We start from the raw sequence: 14,112 nt of genomic DNA on the forward strand, positions 1-14,112 counted from the left end.
AGCGCGTCGAGGTCAGGAACGCGCCGCCTTGATGAACTCCCGGATCGACTCGCTTGATTTGACGCCGCGTTCACGCTCCACACCGCTGGAGACGTCCACTCCCCAGGCCCCGGTGACCTCGACGGCACGGCGCACATTGCCCGGGTGCAGGCCGCCGGCGAGGATCCAGCGGCCGTCGGGGGCGGCGAAGTCGGGGGAGGCCCAGTTCCACGGCTTGCCCGAGCCCGGGTCGGGTGCGTCGAGCAGCAGCAGGTCCTCGCCGAACGCGCCCGGTCGCGCCGCCGTCGCGGACGCCGTCGTGGCCCGGATCAGTGTGCGGCCCTCCGCTCGCAGCGCCTCGTAGTACTCCGGCCCCTCGTCGCCGTGCAGCTGCACGGCACCGATGCCGCTCTCCTCCGTCAGCCGGCACACCTCGGGCAGCGGCTGGCCGCGGAAGACCCCGACCGTGAGGACATGGCTCGGGACTCGGGCCGCGAGGCGCCGCGCCGTGACGGCCTCCACCGTGCGGACGCTGGGCGCGAAGACGAAACCGATCGCGTCCGCGCCGGCCTCGACACAGGTGTCGACGTCCTCGGGGGTGCGCAGACCGCAGATCTTGACGAAGAGATCACTCATGCCCCGAGTCAATCAAATCGCGCCGCGCCCGTCCTCGGCGCTGTCCGGGTAGAAGTGGCCGTCCGGTCGTTTGGCCGTGGGCCGCAGGGGTTAACCGGATCCCATGCGATTCCTGTCAGCGAAGTCGGTGCCGGCCGGGGCGGGCTCCCCGGGACGAGGCGATGGGGAAGGGTGTGATGTCACGTTGCGGTCCCTGCTCAAGGCACTGGACTCGCTCGGCGAACTCAAGCAGCTGGACAGGATCGTCGGACCCCTGCAGAAGGCCGTGCGTGCGGTGCCCCTCGGGCCCTACCGTGCCGTCCTGCAGGGCCGCCCGATCGGGCATCCGCTCCACCCCGTCCTGGTCCAGGTGCCCATCGGCTCCTGGAGCTCCGCCGCGGTGCTCGATCTGCTGCCCGGGGGCGGGCGCCCCGCACGTCTCCTCGTGGGCCTGGGCGTGGTGTCGGCCGTGCCGGCCGCGTGGGCGGGATGGGTGGACTGGGCCGAACAGCCCGAGCGCCAGCTGCGTACCGGCGTGGTGCACGCGGCGGCCAACGGCGCGGCCATTGCCCTGTACGCGGGCTCCTGGGCGGTACGGGGCCGCGGCAGGCCGGTGCTCGGCCGACTGCTCGGGTTCGCGGGGCTGACCGTGGCCGGCGTCGGCGGCATGATCGGCGGGCACCTCGCCTTCCGGCAGGCGGTCGGCTCCAACAAGACGGAACCCGTCGACCACCTGGTGGAGCCGGGATGGCATTCCGTAGGCCGCGCCGCCGAGTTCTCGCAGGGGCAGGCGGCACGCCGGATGCTGGGGGACGTCGCCCTGCTCGTGGTGAAGGAGCCGGACGGGTTCCACGTACTGGTCGACCGGTGCAGCCACATGGCGGGCCCGTTGTCCGAGGGGAAGATCGCCGACGGCTGCGTCGCCTGCCCGTGGCACGGCAGCGTCTTCCGCCTGGCGGACGGGGAGAACGTGGGAGGCCCGGCCACGGCGCCCCAGCCCGTCTTCGAGACCCGGCTGACCGAGGACGGTGTCCTGGAGGTCAGGCTGCCCGAGGCGGTCTGAGCCGCTCCTGCGCCCGGACCGCCCGCGGGGGCGTCAGGACGCCGGCTTCTCCGGGGCGAGCGAGTTGCCCGCCGGGATGCGCCCGCAGTCGGAGGGCGCGCTCTTGCCCGCGAAGCGGTCGTTGAGCCAGCCGAGCGCCTGCGGGGCCCAGGGCACGATGGCGCCGACGTGGCTGAGCAGACCGTACTGCTGGAACTTGATCGACTTGTTGCCGGTGTCGCAGTACTGCCGCGCCAGCGTCCGCACATCGCCGGCCACCATCACGCCGTCACCCCTGCCGATGCCCGGCAGGTTGCTGAAGGTCCCCTCCAGCACACCGCCGTTGCCCTGCGCGATGAACCCGGGCACGGTGGGGGTGGGCGCAGAGCCGAGGTTCAGCCTGTTGACGGCATCGAGGAACTCGGGCACGGAGTTCGGGTCGGCGTACTCCGGCTTGGCCAGCTTCTTCCACGTCAGGCCGGGGTACTGGCCGAGCGCGTTGACGATCGAGCCGTTCTCCAGCTTCTTGTACACCTCGAGGCCGTAGCTGCTCATGTAGGGCTTGAGGTCGATGCCGAACGAGCGGGAGGCGCCGATGAGCGCCATCGGGATGACACCGGCCCAAACAGCGCTGCCGTCCACGTACTTGAGGTTGTGGGCCGGGGCGACGAGGAGCCCGCCCTCGGTGAAGCCGACCAGGTTGCGGTTGACGTCCGGCGCGTAGCTCGGAGCCAGGGTGGCGGCCCACTGGGTCGCGATGGCACCGCCCGAGTACCCGATCAGACCGAACCGCGTGGAGGCGTTCATGCCGGTCTCGGGAGCTCTGCCGGCGGCGCGGATCGAGTCGAGCGTGGTGGTGCCGTACTCGGGACCGGCCGCGAAGTCGGCGGTCTGCCCCTCCGTGTCCGGCACGACGACGTCGTAGCCCTGCAGCAGGAACGGCACGAGGACGAGTGCTTCGGCATTGGGAAGCACGCCCCCCAGGGTGACGTTGCCGGCGATCGCCCGCGACGGACCGTCCGCGGGGTTCAGCGAGTCGTAGGCCGACTGGTAGGAGACGGCTTTGCTGCCGTCGCCTCCCGGGCTGCGCACCACCGAGGTCACTCCGACGGAGGCGCGGCCCTGGGCGTCGGTGGTGCGGTAGAGCAGCTGAACTGCCTTGACCGGCGTGGGGATGCCGAGCAGGTGGTACTGGAGGGTTCGCGTCTTCAGTACGGTGCCGGGCGTGTACGAGGACAGCGGCTCGCTGCCGTCGTAGGTGTAGAAGGAATCGCTTCCCGCGGCCTTCGCCGACACAGCGGGGGCGGGGGCAACGGCCGGGGCGGCCGCGGCGGTCGACACCGGTACGGCGGCGACGGTCAGGGCCGTGATGGCTGCGGTGGCCATGTGGCGTACGGCGGTCGTGTGCATGAATACCTCGGCTCGCTGGATGGAACTGGGGGATGAGCGACGCACGTGTTACTAGAGGTAACGGGGCTGTAAGTTACCAAGAGGTAAGTCTGTTGCACAGGGCTGCGGCAGGAGTTTGTGTCCGGCCTCGCCCGGATGGTGGGCACGGGCGGGGCCGGGCGGGGTGGGCGCGGGTCGGGTCAGGTCAGGACGAGCCAGGTGCGGCCGTCGATCAGTTCGCGTGCTGCGTCGAGGTGGCCGCAGTGGCATGCCGTCTCGGTGATGACGTGGAGCAGGACGTCGCGCAGCGTGTGCAAGTGGGGCGCGCTGAACAGGTCGTGGGGCCACCACGCCAAGGGGGCGTCGGCCGGCGTGGCGGCGATGACGGCGTCGGCGCGCGCGGTGTCGCGCCGGTATCCGGCGAGCACATCGGTCGCCGGGGTGTCGGGCGCGACGTGCCACGCCTCGTCGCCGCTCGGCAGCGAGGCGATGAGGTCCTCGTCGCCGGCGACGACGGCGCAGAACCAGAAGCGCTCCACGTCGAGCGCGAGGTGCTGGACGAGCCCGAGGCAGTGCCATCCCGACGGCAGCACGGGCCGCCGCAGGGCCTGGTCGTCGAGCCCGTCGAGGATGCCGAGGACATGGCGGCGCTGTCCGTCCAGAACGGCGAGCAGGGCCCGGACTTCGCCGTCCGGGGCGGCCGGGTGATCGGTGTCGGTCGTCTTCGTGGTGTCGGTCACGAGCACACAGGATGACGCAGTTCTCCTGGCCGCGCCCCCGGTTGGGGCCCTCGACGGGCACCCGGCCCTGCGCGGTGTGCGGCGGGCGCGCGGTCGCCGCACACCGGCCGCGGCGTCCCGTGCGGGATCGAACCGGATCAATTGAAGCCATCCCGGGCGCTGTTCGCGCGGGGTTGTCCGGGAGCTCTCACAAGATTGTCCGTGCTTCGTAACGGAGGCATCCCCCGGCCCGGACCACTCGTCCTGTGGAGTGGTCGGACGGCGACCGGGTTCGGTGAGCAACTGCGTGAATGGGGCGGGACATGGCACGGCACGTCGGTGGGCGGGGCTGGTACGGCAAGGTGACGGGCGCGGCGGTCGGTGTGACGCTGCTCGCCACGGGCGCTTCGGTGTGGACCGCGCAGGCCGGCACCGCCGACGGCCCGTCGTCCAAGGGCTCCGCCTCGGCCGCACCGGCCGATCCCAAGCCGGTCGCGGACACCATCGTCCACTCCTCGGACGCGGGCCCGCACGGCGTCAACATCACCATCGACGACGGCCCCGACCCCGTGTGGACGCCTCAAGTCCTCGACCTGCTGCGGGAGTACGGGGTGAAGGCCACCTTCTGCATGGTGGGGACGCAGGCGCAGGCCCACCCGGACCTCGTGAAGAAGGTGGTCGCCGCCGGGCACCGCCTGTGCGACCACACCGTTTCGCACAACACCGCGATGGACAAGGCGTCCGAGGCCTACCAGTCGCAGCAGATACTCGACGCCGAGCGCATGATCACCAAGGCGTCCGGCGGCGTGCGTCCCCTGTACTACCGCGCGCCCGGCGGGGCCTTCACCCCCTACAGCCGTCAGCTCGCCGCCTCCCACGGCATGCGGCCGCTGGGCTGGAACGTGGACAGCAAGGACTTCGAGCGTCCGGGCGTGGACACCATCGTGGCCACCGTCGAGCACGAGCTGCCCAACGGGCCGACGGTCCTCTTCCACGACGCGGGCGGCGACCGCGGCCAGACCCTCCAGGCACTGCGCCGGCTGCTCCCCAAGCTCAAGCAGCAGGGGCACACCTTCGGCTTCCCGGTGCACTGAACCCGTAGGAACTCCTCGTATGGTTCCGTGCGTTGACCGAAGAGCAGGCCATGGACATGGCCCCGCGAATCACCAGAAAGCAGGACAGTACATGACGTACGAGCAGCCGCTGCCCGAGCCCGACCCGGAGGCGCAGGGGCCCACGGAGGCGGAGCGGGCCGGGCGTCAGGCCGTGCGCCGTCAGGCCCAGGGAATGGGGCACCACGAGGCCGCTCAGGCGTTCCGTCGTCTCGCCGCCGCACCGGACAGCCCCTCGGAGGACGAGGCGGACAGCCAGGAGGACCGGGGCGACGGAGGGCGGCGCCTCGCCGAACTGGCCGAGTGGGAGCGGATCGTGGACCAGCTGTCGCTCCACGCGGGCACCTACGACATCGACACCGACCCGTACGTGCAGGGCGAGCGCGCGGCACACTGACACCCCGGCGCTCCGTGTCACGTCCCGGCCGACGGGGTCAGGACGGCCGTGAGCTGGGTGCGGTTGCGGACGCCGAGCTTGCGGTAGATGCGGCTGAGCGTCGACTCCACGGTCTTGCGGGAGACGAACATCCGCTGGGCCGCCTCCTGGTTGGTGCAGCCGGAGCAGATCAGACCCGCGAGGCGCAGTTCGTGGGCGGTCAGATTGCTGCCGGGCGTCGCCTCCCGCACGTCACTTCCGCCCCGGCCCGAGGGAATTCCGGCCAGGCGGACGAGGTGTTCTTCGGCGAGTGCGGCCCACGGCCGCGCGCCGGCGGCCTCGAAGAGCGCGCGGGCCTGCTCCCAGGCGGTACGGGCGGCGGCGGACCGGCGCCGGCGTCGCTCGACACGGCCGCGGACGAGCAGCGTGCGCCCCTCCTCCACGGGCGTGCCCAGCGTGCTGAAGACACGCGCGGTGTCGTCGAGGAGCTCCACGGCGCCGTCGCTGTCGCCGTCGTGGTGCAGACACACGGCGCGCGACCGGGTCAGCGCGGCCCGCAGCATGGCGTGGGCGCCGTGCGGCCGGACCGTACGCTGCATGCGGTCGAGCAGGTCATGCGCGCGGGGCAGCTGCCCCGCGGACGCGAACGCCTCGACGGCGTCGGCCTGCCAGCGCAGGACCGCCGGATCACCGGCGCCCGACCGCTCCTCCAGGCCGGCCACCTCCATGAGCGCCGCAGCCGCCCGGTCGACGTGCCCGCTGTGCAGATGGACGGCGCCCATGACCCACAGGCTGCGCGTGGTGTGCAGGGGGTCGTGTTCCGCTCGGGAGGCCCGCAGGGCCCGGGTCGCGTACTGCAGCGCCTGCTCGAACGAGCCCCCGTGGCTGTGGGCCAGCGCAGCCGTGTACCAGGCCGGCCCCGGTGACAGATCCGCGGTCGCGGTGACGGACAGGGCGCTGTCGGCCCAGCGCAGCGCGCGGGCACACGCGCCGAGGGCGGCGTCGACCTCGGCCAGACTGCGCCACACCTCCGCGAGATCCTCCGCGCACCCCGCCGCCAGGGCGAGCGGCAGCAGCTCCATCAGGGCGGCGCGCGCCTGCGGGAGCCGCCCGTCGAACACGGCGTGGCGCGCCGCCAGGTACTCGGGGCTGTTGCGGATCCCCATGCGCAGCGGCGGAACGCCGAGCGTGAGCGCCCTGGCCAGCGTGGCGGGCGCCGCCTCCAGGCGTCCGAGGACGCGTTCCATGCGGGCCACCATCGTCAGCGCGGCGGACTCCAGGGGCACATCGCCCGCCGCGCGTGCCAGCAACGCCGCCGTGCTCGCGTGGTGGAGGGCGCGAGCGGAGTCGCCCGCCGCGACGTTGGCCTGCACGGCGGCCCGCAGTTCGATCGCGGCGCGCAGCGAGGGGTCGGCTCCCGCGGCGCGGCGGGCCGCGGTGAAGACGGGCTCCGCGCCGGTCAGGTCCTGACCGTACGCGTCGATGACCGCGAGGAGCGCCATGACCTGCTGGGTGGGTGAGCCCCGGTCCTCGACGATGTCGCGGGCCGCCCGGTGCGCGAGGTCCCGGGCTCCGGCCACCGCCGCGTCGTGCGCGGCCTCGGTCAGCCGCTCCAGCCTCGCCCCGTGTCCGTCGACCGGTGTCAGGCGGGCCGCAGCCAGCAGGAGTTCGGCGGCGAGTCTGCTGTCGCCCGCGGCGCGCGCCGGTACGGCCGCGGCCGCCGTCTCGCGGGCCGTCTCCGCGTCGGTCCCGTCCTGGGCGAGTGCGCGGTGCCAGGCCGCTCGGACCGGATCGCGGACGGCGCCCGCGAGCGCGCGATGCGCGCGGCGCCGGCTGGGCGCGTCGGTGGTGAGCGGCGCGGCCCGGGTCAGCGCCCGCGCCGCGAACCGCACGCGGACAGCGCCCGGTTCGTGCGCCGACGAGGGTTCCCGGGTGGTCAGCAGGCCGGCGCGCAGCCCGTACTCGACGTGGTCCTCGGCGGCCGCGCAGCCGGCCCGTCGCAGGAGGTCGGCATCGACCTGAGTGGTCAGGGCCGCGGTGCGCAAGGTGGCGAGGACCTCCTCGGGCACCGTGTCCAGCCAGGCGGCGGCGACCGCGTCGGCCCGGCGCAGCGACAGGGACGCGAGATGGCCGGTCAGGGCATCGGGGTCGGTGCGTGCGGCGGCCTCCAGGTCGGCACAGCAGGCGGCCAGCAGGGCGCGGTGGCCGCCGCAGTGGCGGTGGACGGCCGTGGCGCAGCGGGCCGGCAGGCCCAGTCCGTCGAGCATCGCGGCGGTCTCGTCGAGACCGGCCGGCTCCACGGCGAGCAGAGGGGGGCGGCCGCCCAACAGCCTCGCCGCCCGAGCGGGCCGCTCCGCGCACCGTTCGGTCGCCACGATCGCGAGCCGACCGGCGGGCAGGGTCCGCGCACAGTACTCAAGGACGTCGGCGGTGACCGGGTCGAGCCACTGGACGTCCTCGACGACGAGCAGCGTTCCGGGCCGAGCGGACAGCGCCCGTGCGGTCGCGATGCGCAGCCCGAGCCGCGCCGCCGGGTCCGGCGTCGGCGAGGTCCCGGTGAGCAGCGTGCCGTCCCGGAGCTGGGCCAGCCCGGCGCAGGGCAGCTGCTGGTCCGCTTCCCGGGCGTGCACGCGCAGCACCTGTCCGCCCGACCGCGTGGCCAGGTCGTCGACGAGGGTGGTCCTGCCCGAGCCCCAGGGGCCGTGGACGGCGAGCCTGCCGTGGCGCTCCAGTGACGTACGGCCCGAGAGGACAAGGGAGTCCCATCCGCCGGCGCCACCGCCGCGGATGTCACCCCATGTCTCTCCGTCCGGACCGCTCACACCGCGCACGGTAGGCCTCCTCGGGGTCGTGGCCAAGAGAGCGTCGGAGGTCGCCGCAGGCGCAAGGGAGTTCCCCGATGGCTCCAACTGCCCTGGTTGCGCGTCGAGTTGTGGCGTATGTCGAGAACCTCCCCGTGCTGTTCGGCGTCGTACAGGGTGCGATGTCCCCGCCCCGGCCGTCGAGCCGCCCGGAACACGGCAAGGGACTTTCCGGATGTTCAGACGGCGCGGGGCCCGGCGAGTCTGGGCTCGTCCCCGTGGCCGCCGCTCGAGCCCCGTCGCCCACCGCGATGCCGCCGCGCGCGCTCCGGCCACCACCAGCGTCAAAGGAGTGTGCTCCGCCATGCGTTCTCCGACCTGCCGGCGTGCGGTGACCGCCGCCGTGGCCGCCGTCACCTTCGCGGGCCTCGCGGCCCTGCCCGCCCACGCCTCCGCCCCGCCGGTCCCCGGGCCCGCGCCCTCGGTTCCCGCCGACGTCCGGACGGCCATGGCCCGCGACCTGGGCCTGACCGCCGAGGGCGTACGCCTTCGCACAGCCGCCGAACGCGGCGCCGGCCGGTCCGCCACCACCCTGCGCGCCACCCTCGGTGACCGGCTCGCCGGGCTGTGGTTCGACGCCGCGGACGGCCGTCTGCACGCCGACGTCACCGCCGCCGCCGACATCGGCGCGGTGGCACGCGCCGGGGCCGTCCCCCGGCTGGTGCGCCATTCGGGGGCTCAACTCGACGCCGCCACACGGCAGATCACCGCCTGGGGCGGGGCCGGTCTGCTGTCCTGGGGGCCCGACACCCGTACCAACCAGGTCGACGTCGTCCTCGACCCCGCCCGGTCCGACGCCACGACGTCCGCCGTGCGCGGTCGCCTGGCCTCGCTCGGGGACCTGGTGAAGGTGAGCGAGTCGTACGACGCGCCGCGCCAGCAGGGCGGGGCCGTGGTCGGCGGCGAGTCGTGGGTGCCCGGCACGGAGAGCCCGTGCTCCATCGGCTTCCCCGTCGCCCGCTCCGGCGGCGCCAAGGCGTTCCTCACCGCCGGGCACTGCACCAATGACGTCGACCAGCCGGCGTACGGCAAGGACGGCAGCCGCATGGGCACCTCCAACAAGAACGGCACCGGCAGCGTCGACTCCGCCGACGGCGACTTCGGCATCGTCGACGTCGACCAGGCGGGGTGGGACCTGTCGTCGAAGGTGTCCGGATGGGGCAAGGGTGATGTGAACCTCACCGGCTCCGAGGACGCCGTCGTCGGCACCGCGGTCTGCCACTCCGGTCGGACCACCGGCTTCCAGTGCGGTGAGGTGACGAAGGTCGACCAGACCGTCGACTACGGCAACGTCGTCATCAACGGGCTCTCCTACACCAGCGCCTGCTCGGCGGGCGGCGACTCGGGCGGAAGCTATGTCACCGCGACCGGGGGCAAGGCGGTGGGCCTGCACTCGGGCGGCGGCAGCGCCACCTGCTCCAGCGGCAGCGGAGAGAAGTTCACCATCTTCCAGCCCGTGAATGAGGCGCTCGCCACATTCGGCGCCACGCTCGCCACCGCGTCGCCCCAGCCGGGCGAGGTCACCGTCGCCGCCGTCTCCTCCAGGTCCACCCCCGCGGGCAGCGCGGTCGAACTGAAGAACAGCGCCGAGGGCGGCACGGCCCCGTACACGTGGAGCGCCGCCGGACTGCCTCCGGGCCTCGCCGTCGTGGCGGCCACGGGAACCGTATCGGGCACCCCGGCCAAGGCCGGCAGTTACGCCGTCACCGTCACAGCGACCGACAGCGCGGGCAGGAGCGGCTCGGCCGGCTTCACCTGGACCGTCACCACCCCCGGCACCGGGGGCCCCACCCTCACCGACCCGGGGAGTCAGAGCGTCTACGTGGGCCGGCCCGTCAGTGTCGCCCTGCACGCGGCGGGAGGGACGGGCCCGTACACCTTCACCGCCACCAACCTGCCCGCCGGACTGACCGTCGGCGCCGCCACCGGAGTGATCTCGGGCACTCCTACGGCCTGGGGGTCGCGCAGTGCGGCCCTGACGGTCACCGACGCGGCGGGCAAGAAGGCCTCCGTCACCGTCACCTTCACGGTGTGGTTCTGACATCACCGTGAGGGGCCCGGCGAGGCCCGTCGCGGTGTCATCTTCCGCACACCTGTGCACCGTTGGGAACGTGCCGCCCCGAAGGCGCGGACAAGGGCCGTGCGATGTCCGCTTCGTGATGGAATGGGGGCCCCGGTCAGGTGGGGGCGCGGTTGTCATGAGGCGGCGAATGGGGGATGGTTGCCGAACGGCAACGTTCTCTATGAGGGTGTGAGGTGAGGGGTTCGCACAGCGGATCCTCGACATTTGGTGTCTACCACCGACGCGGCAACCGACGTCGACGCAAGGGGAGGCTCCCTGTGGAGCAAGGCCCCGTATCCCGTCCTGATAGCTGACCTTCAGGGCGCGATCGTCCTGGTCAACGAGGCAGCCGGCGTGCTGCTCCCCGAGGCGCGGCCCGGTGTGCGGATGGCGGACGCCGTCCCGTCCTGGCTGGCGTCCGCGCACGCCGCGCTGCGCGTTCCCCGTCAGGACGACGGAGACGGCCCCACCGTTCGCTCCGGCACCGTGGAAGGGCGGGTCTTCGAGGCCCACCCCACGGTCGAGGACGGCGGCACCGTGCTGTGGTGGCTCGTCGACGCCACCGACCACCGCCTGGCCGAGGAGGCCCTGCGCCGGGAGCGTGCGCGCACCGCGTTCCTGGGCAAGGCGTCCAACCTGCTGCTGTCCTCGCTGAACCTGGACCGCTGCACGCACGTCACCGCTCAGATGGCGGCCGAGCACCTCGCCGACGCGGCGCTCGTCGTCGCACCGATGCGCGGCAGCCGGCTGCCCATCGTGTCGTGCCTGAGCGAGGGCGCTCCGGTCGAGTCGTCCGCCGCCGTCGATCCCGAGACGGTTCCCGGTCTCGCCGAGGCGCTCCAGGGCTTCCCGCCGGTGCCCACGCGCTGGGTGGAGCCCTCCACCGTTCCCGACTGGGTGCTGCCCGAGGGGTTCGGCCCCGCCGGATCGATAGTGGTCACTCCGCTTCCCGGGCACGGCGTGCCGGCCGGTGCGCTGATCCTGCTGCGGCGCGCGGGAGGCGAGGGGTTCACCACGGAGGAAGAGGTCTTCGCCCGGTTGTTCGCGGCACGGGCCGGTGCGGCCATGTCGGCCGCCCGCCTGTACGCCGACCAGTCGGCGATCACCGACGTCCTGATGCGTGAGCTGCTCCCGCCCGCCCTCCACCAGGTCTCCGGCGTGAACTTCGCGGGCGGCTACCGCCCGTCGGAGGACCACGAACGGATCGGCGGGGACTTCTACGACGTGCACCCCGCGATCGCCGAGGGGGCTCCGTCGCTCGTGGTCCTCGGCGACGTCTGCGGCAAGGGGCTCGAAGCCGCCGTGCTGACCGGGAAGATCCGCAACACCCTGCACGCGCTGCTCCCGCTCGCCGACGACCACCAGCGGATGCTCGGCCTCCTCAACATGGCGCTCCTCAACTCCCACCACACCCGCTTCGCCACCCTGGTGCTGGCCTCGGCCGTACGGGAAGGCGGCTCGGTCCGTATGCGCGTCACCAGCGCGGGCCACCCCCCGCCCATGGTGGTGCGCGCCACCGGCGAGGTGGAGGATGCCGACACGCGGGGCACCCTGATCGGCGCGATCCCCGAGGTGCGGGCCGAGACGGCCGAGCTGTCCCTGGCACCGGGGGAGACCTGCGTCCTCTACACGGACGGATTCACGGAAGCCCGCGGCGGGCCCATGGGCGACGTCATGTTCGGCGAGGAGCGGCTGCGGCGCGTCCTGGCCGAGTGCGCGGGCATGCCGGCCGAGAGCATCGTGGAACGCGTCCAGATGGTGGCGTCCCACTGGGTCGGCAAGGGCCGGCACGACGACATGGCGGTCGTGGTCGTCTCCGCACCCCGCAACCACCACCTGAGCGCGGTGAACGGCCACACACGGGGCAGGTTCACCGCATGAGTACTGAACTCCGTACGGCACCGACGGACGTGGTGTCCCCGGACCCGGCGGTTGTGCGAGCAGCGCTGTGGGACGCCGTCTTCGCGGGCGACGAGTACACGGCGACTTCCCTCGTGCAGCGGGCGCTGGACGAGGGGCACGACCCGGAGAGCGTCCTGCTCGACGTGATCGCCCCGGTCCAGGCCGAGGTCGGCGAGGAGTGGGCGGCCAACCGGATGAGCATCGCCCAGGAGCACGCGGCGACGGCCATCAACGACCGCGCCGTGGCCGCCCTGTCGATGCACCCGGCGGCGCGCAACGCCCCCGAACGCGGCCGGATCACCGTGGCGTGCGTCGACGGCGAGTGGCACGCGCTGCCCGCCCGACTCCTCGCCGAGGTGCTGCGGCTGCGGGGCTGGCGCGTCGACTACCTGGGCGCCCAGGTCCCCGTCGCGCACCTCGTGGCGCACCTGCACCGCACAGGACCCGAGCTGGTCGCGCTCTCCAGTTCCATCGCGACCCGGCTGCCCACCGCACACGCCACCATCACCGCCTGCCAGGCGGCCGGCGTCCCGGTCGTGGCGGGCGGGGCCGCCTTCGGGCCCGGCGGACGGTACGCCCGGCTGCTCGGCGCGGACGCCTGGGCCGCCGACGCGCGCCGCGCCGCGGACCGGATCCAGAACGCCCCGATAGCCCGGCCCGAGCCCGGCCACCAGCAGATCGACGATCTTCCGCACCTGGAGGACCAGGAGTACACGATGGTCACGCGTGCGAGGGCGGCCCTCGTACGCGCGGTGATGCTGGGCCTGGACGAGGCGTTCCCCGCCCTGCGCACGTACAGCGACGTGCAGCGCGAACGTACCGCGGAGGACCTGGCCCACATCGTGGAGTTCCTCGCCACCGCGCTCTACCTCGACGACGCGGACCTCTTCACCGACTTCATCGCCTGGACCGCCTCGATCCTCACCGCACGCGGCGTGCCCGCGCACAGTCTGCCGCCCGCCCTGGACCTCCTGGCGGGTGAACTCAAGGACTTCCCGCGCGCGCAACGCCTCCTCCGACTCGGCGCCGAGCGACTCGCCGCTCCGCGCGCCGTTCCCTTCGCCCCTGCCAGGAACCACCCGTGAGCACCCACCCATCCAGCCATCTCAGACTGACGGCCAGCGACACCGAGACCACCGTGCGCATAGAGCTGCGCGGCGACCTCGACTACGACAACGCCGACGTCCTCCTCGAAGCGGTCACCGACAAGCTGACCGGCCACCCCCGCCTGCGCGATCTCCACCTGGGGTGCGCGGGCCTCGGCTCCGTCGACTCGACGGGGCTCTCGGTCCTCCTGATGATCCGCCGCCGCACCGACGCGGCGCACGTCGCCCTGCACCTGGAAGAACGCACTCCGGCGCTCGAACGTCTCCTGACGATCACGGGTAGCCTGGGTTACCTCACGGGGGGCGCAAGCCAAGCCGCGCGCGAGGCCTCCGGCCCGGGAGAACCCCGGGCGGACACGGAGGAAGCCATACCGGCCCGCCCCACCGGACCGGACAGCAGTGCCTGACCCGAGCCGGCCGCTCTGAGAGCGTGCAGAGCGGGGCCGGGCACGCCGACGGGGGAGCCCATGCCACATCGAGACATCGACTCCCAGCGGACGGTCCACGAACAGGCCCACGCTGCGAGCGAAGTCGTCGGCCTCCTCGACCTGCTGTGGCAGCAGGCCCGCGACACCGTGACCACGACCTCGCTCTCCACGCCGCAACTACGACTGATGTACCTGGTCGAGCGCAACGACGGCATACGGATGCGGGCCCTGGGCAAACTCCTGCATACCGCGCCGCCCTCGGTCAGCAGGCTCTGTGACCGGCTGCAGGTGGCCGGCTTCATCGAACGGCTGCCGTCCCCGGACAGCCGCCGGGAAGTCACCCTGCGGCTCACGGCGGGCGGCAAGCGCCATCTCGAACAGATCCGGTACGAACGCGAAGCGACGCTGACCCTGGCCATCGAAGCCATGCCGCAGGAGGACCGCCGGGCACTGGCCACGGGGCTCGCCGCACTGCAGACCGCCATCACGGCCCCCCGGTAGGGTGGGCCCGTGCCATGACC

12 protein-coding genes are annotated in these 14,112 nt (G+C 73.2%); 8 read left to right on the forward strand and 4 right to left on the reverse strand.

Annotated elements, in window-relative coordinates; all coding sequences use genetic code 11:
- Positions 1-12 precede the first annotated feature (12 nt).
- Positions 13-615 (reverse strand): phosphoribosylanthranilate isomerase, encoded by a 603-nt coding sequence (locus OOJ98_RS14365; protein ID WP_267055060.1) that lies wholly within the window; start codon positions 613-615, stop codon positions 13-15.
- A gap of 184 nt (positions 616-799) precedes the next feature.
- On the opposite strand from OOJ98_RS14365, the gene OOJ98_RS14370 reads away from it, so the two are divergent.
- Positions 800-1,657 (forward strand): Rieske (2Fe-2S) protein, encoded by an 858-nt coding sequence (locus tag OOJ98_RS14370; protein ID WP_267055061.1) that lies wholly within the window; start codon positions 800-802, stop codon positions 1,655-1,657.
- A gap of 33 nt (positions 1,658-1,690) precedes the next feature.
- On the opposite strand, the gene OOJ98_RS14375 is transcribed toward OOJ98_RS14370, so the two are convergent.
- Both OOJ98_RS14375 and OOJ98_RS14380 read right to left on the reverse strand, forming a co-directional pair.
- A complete protein-coding gene (locus OOJ98_RS14375) occupies positions 1,691-3,046 on the reverse strand; it encodes a lipase family protein (protein ID WP_267055062.1) in 1,356 nt (451 codons plus the stop codon).
- A gap of 179 nt (positions 3,047-3,225) precedes the next feature.
- Positions 3,226-3,765, reverse strand: a complete 540-nt coding sequence (locus tag OOJ98_RS14380; protein ID WP_267055063.1) for a DinB family protein — start codon at positions 3,763-3,765, stop codon at positions 3,226-3,228.
- A gap of 302 nt (positions 3,766-4,067) precedes the next feature.
- Between OOJ98_RS14380 and OOJ98_RS14385 the strand changes: the two genes are divergently transcribed.
- Together OOJ98_RS14385 and OOJ98_RS14390 are read left to right on the forward strand one after the other, a co-directional pair.
- Positions 4,068-4,838 (forward strand): polysaccharide deacetylase family protein, encoded by a 771-nt coding sequence (locus OOJ98_RS14385; protein ID WP_267055064.1) that lies wholly within the window; start codon positions 4,068-4,070, stop codon positions 4,836-4,838.
- A gap of 91 nt (positions 4,839-4,929) precedes the next feature.
- Entirely contained in the window at positions 4,930-5,253 is a 324-nt protein-coding gene (locus OOJ98_RS14390) for a hypothetical protein (protein ID WP_267055065.1), read from the forward strand.
- A gap of 17 nt (positions 5,254-5,270) precedes the next feature.
- On the opposite strand, the gene OOJ98_RS14395 is transcribed toward OOJ98_RS14390, so the two are convergent.
- Positions 5,271-8,054: a LuxR C-terminal-related transcriptional regulator gene (locus OOJ98_RS14395; RefSeq protein ID WP_267055066.1), complete on the reverse strand. Its 2,784-nt coding sequence runs from the start codon at positions 8,052-8,054 to the stop codon at positions 5,271-5,273.
- 343 nt (positions 8,055-8,397) lie between these two features.
- Between OOJ98_RS14395 and OOJ98_RS14400 the strand changes: the two genes are divergently transcribed.
- The 5 genes from OOJ98_RS14400 to OOJ98_RS14420 all read left to right on the forward strand — a co-directional run bounded on the left by OOJ98_RS14400 (position 8,398) and on the right by OOJ98_RS14420 (position 14,092).
- Entirely contained in the window at positions 8,398-10,134 is a 1,737-nt protein-coding gene (locus tag OOJ98_RS14400) for a putative Ig domain-containing protein (protein ID WP_267055067.1), read from the forward strand.
- Between the two features lie 408 nt (positions 10,135-10,542).
- The gene (locus tag OOJ98_RS14405; RefSeq protein ID WP_267055641.1) at positions 10,543-12,036 is read left to right on the forward strand and encodes a PP2C family protein-serine/threonine phosphatase; all 1,494 of its coding nucleotides are present in this window, start codon (positions 10,543-10,545) and stop codon (positions 12,034-12,036) included.
- Complete coding sequence (locus OOJ98_RS14410) at positions 12,033-13,142, forward strand: B12-binding domain-containing protein (protein ID WP_267055068.1); 1,110 nt, start codon at positions 12,033-12,035, stop codon at positions 13,140-13,142. Before OOJ98_RS14405 ends, OOJ98_RS14410 begins: the two co-directional genes overlap by 4 nt.
- Positions 13,139-13,570 carry an STAS domain-containing protein gene (locus OOJ98_RS14415; RefSeq protein ID WP_267055069.1) on the forward strand — a complete coding sequence of 144 codons (432 nt, stop codon included), beginning with the start codon at positions 13,139-13,141 and terminating at the stop codon, positions 13,568-13,570. The genes OOJ98_RS14410 and OOJ98_RS14415 overlap by 4 nt, the downstream gene beginning before the upstream one ends.
- Before the next feature lie 60 nt (positions 13,571-13,630).
- Positions 13,631-14,092 carry a MarR family winged helix-turn-helix transcriptional regulator gene (locus OOJ98_RS14420; RefSeq protein ID WP_267055070.1) on the forward strand — a complete coding sequence of 154 codons (462 nt, stop codon included), beginning with the start codon at positions 13,631-13,633 and terminating at the stop codon, positions 14,090-14,092.
- Positions 14,093-14,112 lie beyond the last annotated feature (20 nt).

The sequence above is a fragment of the Streptomyces sp. NBC_00083 genome (assembly GCF_026343295.1).
Taxonomy (GTDB): Bacteria; Actinomycetota; Actinomycetes; order Streptomycetales; family Streptomycetaceae; genus Streptomyces.

Bases quoted from the DNA above. Each gene is read 5' to 3' on its own strand.
- OOJ98_RS14375 (WP_267055062.1), bottom strand. From the start codon at position 3,046: ATGCACACGACCGCCGTACGCCACATGGCCACCGCAGCCATCACGGCC.
- OOJ98_RS14400 (WP_267055067.1), top strand. From the start codon at position 8,398: ATGCGTTCTCCGACCTGCCGGCGTGCGGTGACCGCCGCCGTGGCCGCC.
- OOJ98_RS14405 (WP_267055641.1), top strand. From the start codon at position 10,543: ATGGCGGACGCCGTCCCGTCCTGGCTGGCGTCCGCGCACGCCGCGCTG.
- OOJ98_RS14365 (WP_267055060.1), bottom strand. From the start codon at position 615: ATGAGTGATCTCTTCGTCAAGATCTGCGGTCTGCGCACCCCCGAGGAC.
- OOJ98_RS14390 (WP_267055065.1), top strand. From the start codon at position 4,930: ATGACGTACGAGCAGCCGCTGCCCGAGCCCGACCCGGAGGCGCAGGGG.
- OOJ98_RS14410 (WP_267055068.1), top strand. From the start codon at position 12,033: ATGAGTACTGAACTCCGTACGGCACCGACGGACGTGGTGTCCCCGGAC.
- OOJ98_RS14420 (WP_267055070.1), top strand. From the start codon at position 13,631: ATGCCACATCGAGACATCGACTCCCAGCGGACGGTCCACGAACAGGCC.
- OOJ98_RS14385 (WP_267055064.1), top strand. From the start codon at position 4,068: ATGGCACGGCACGTCGGTGGGCGGGGCTGGTACGGCAAGGTGACGGGC.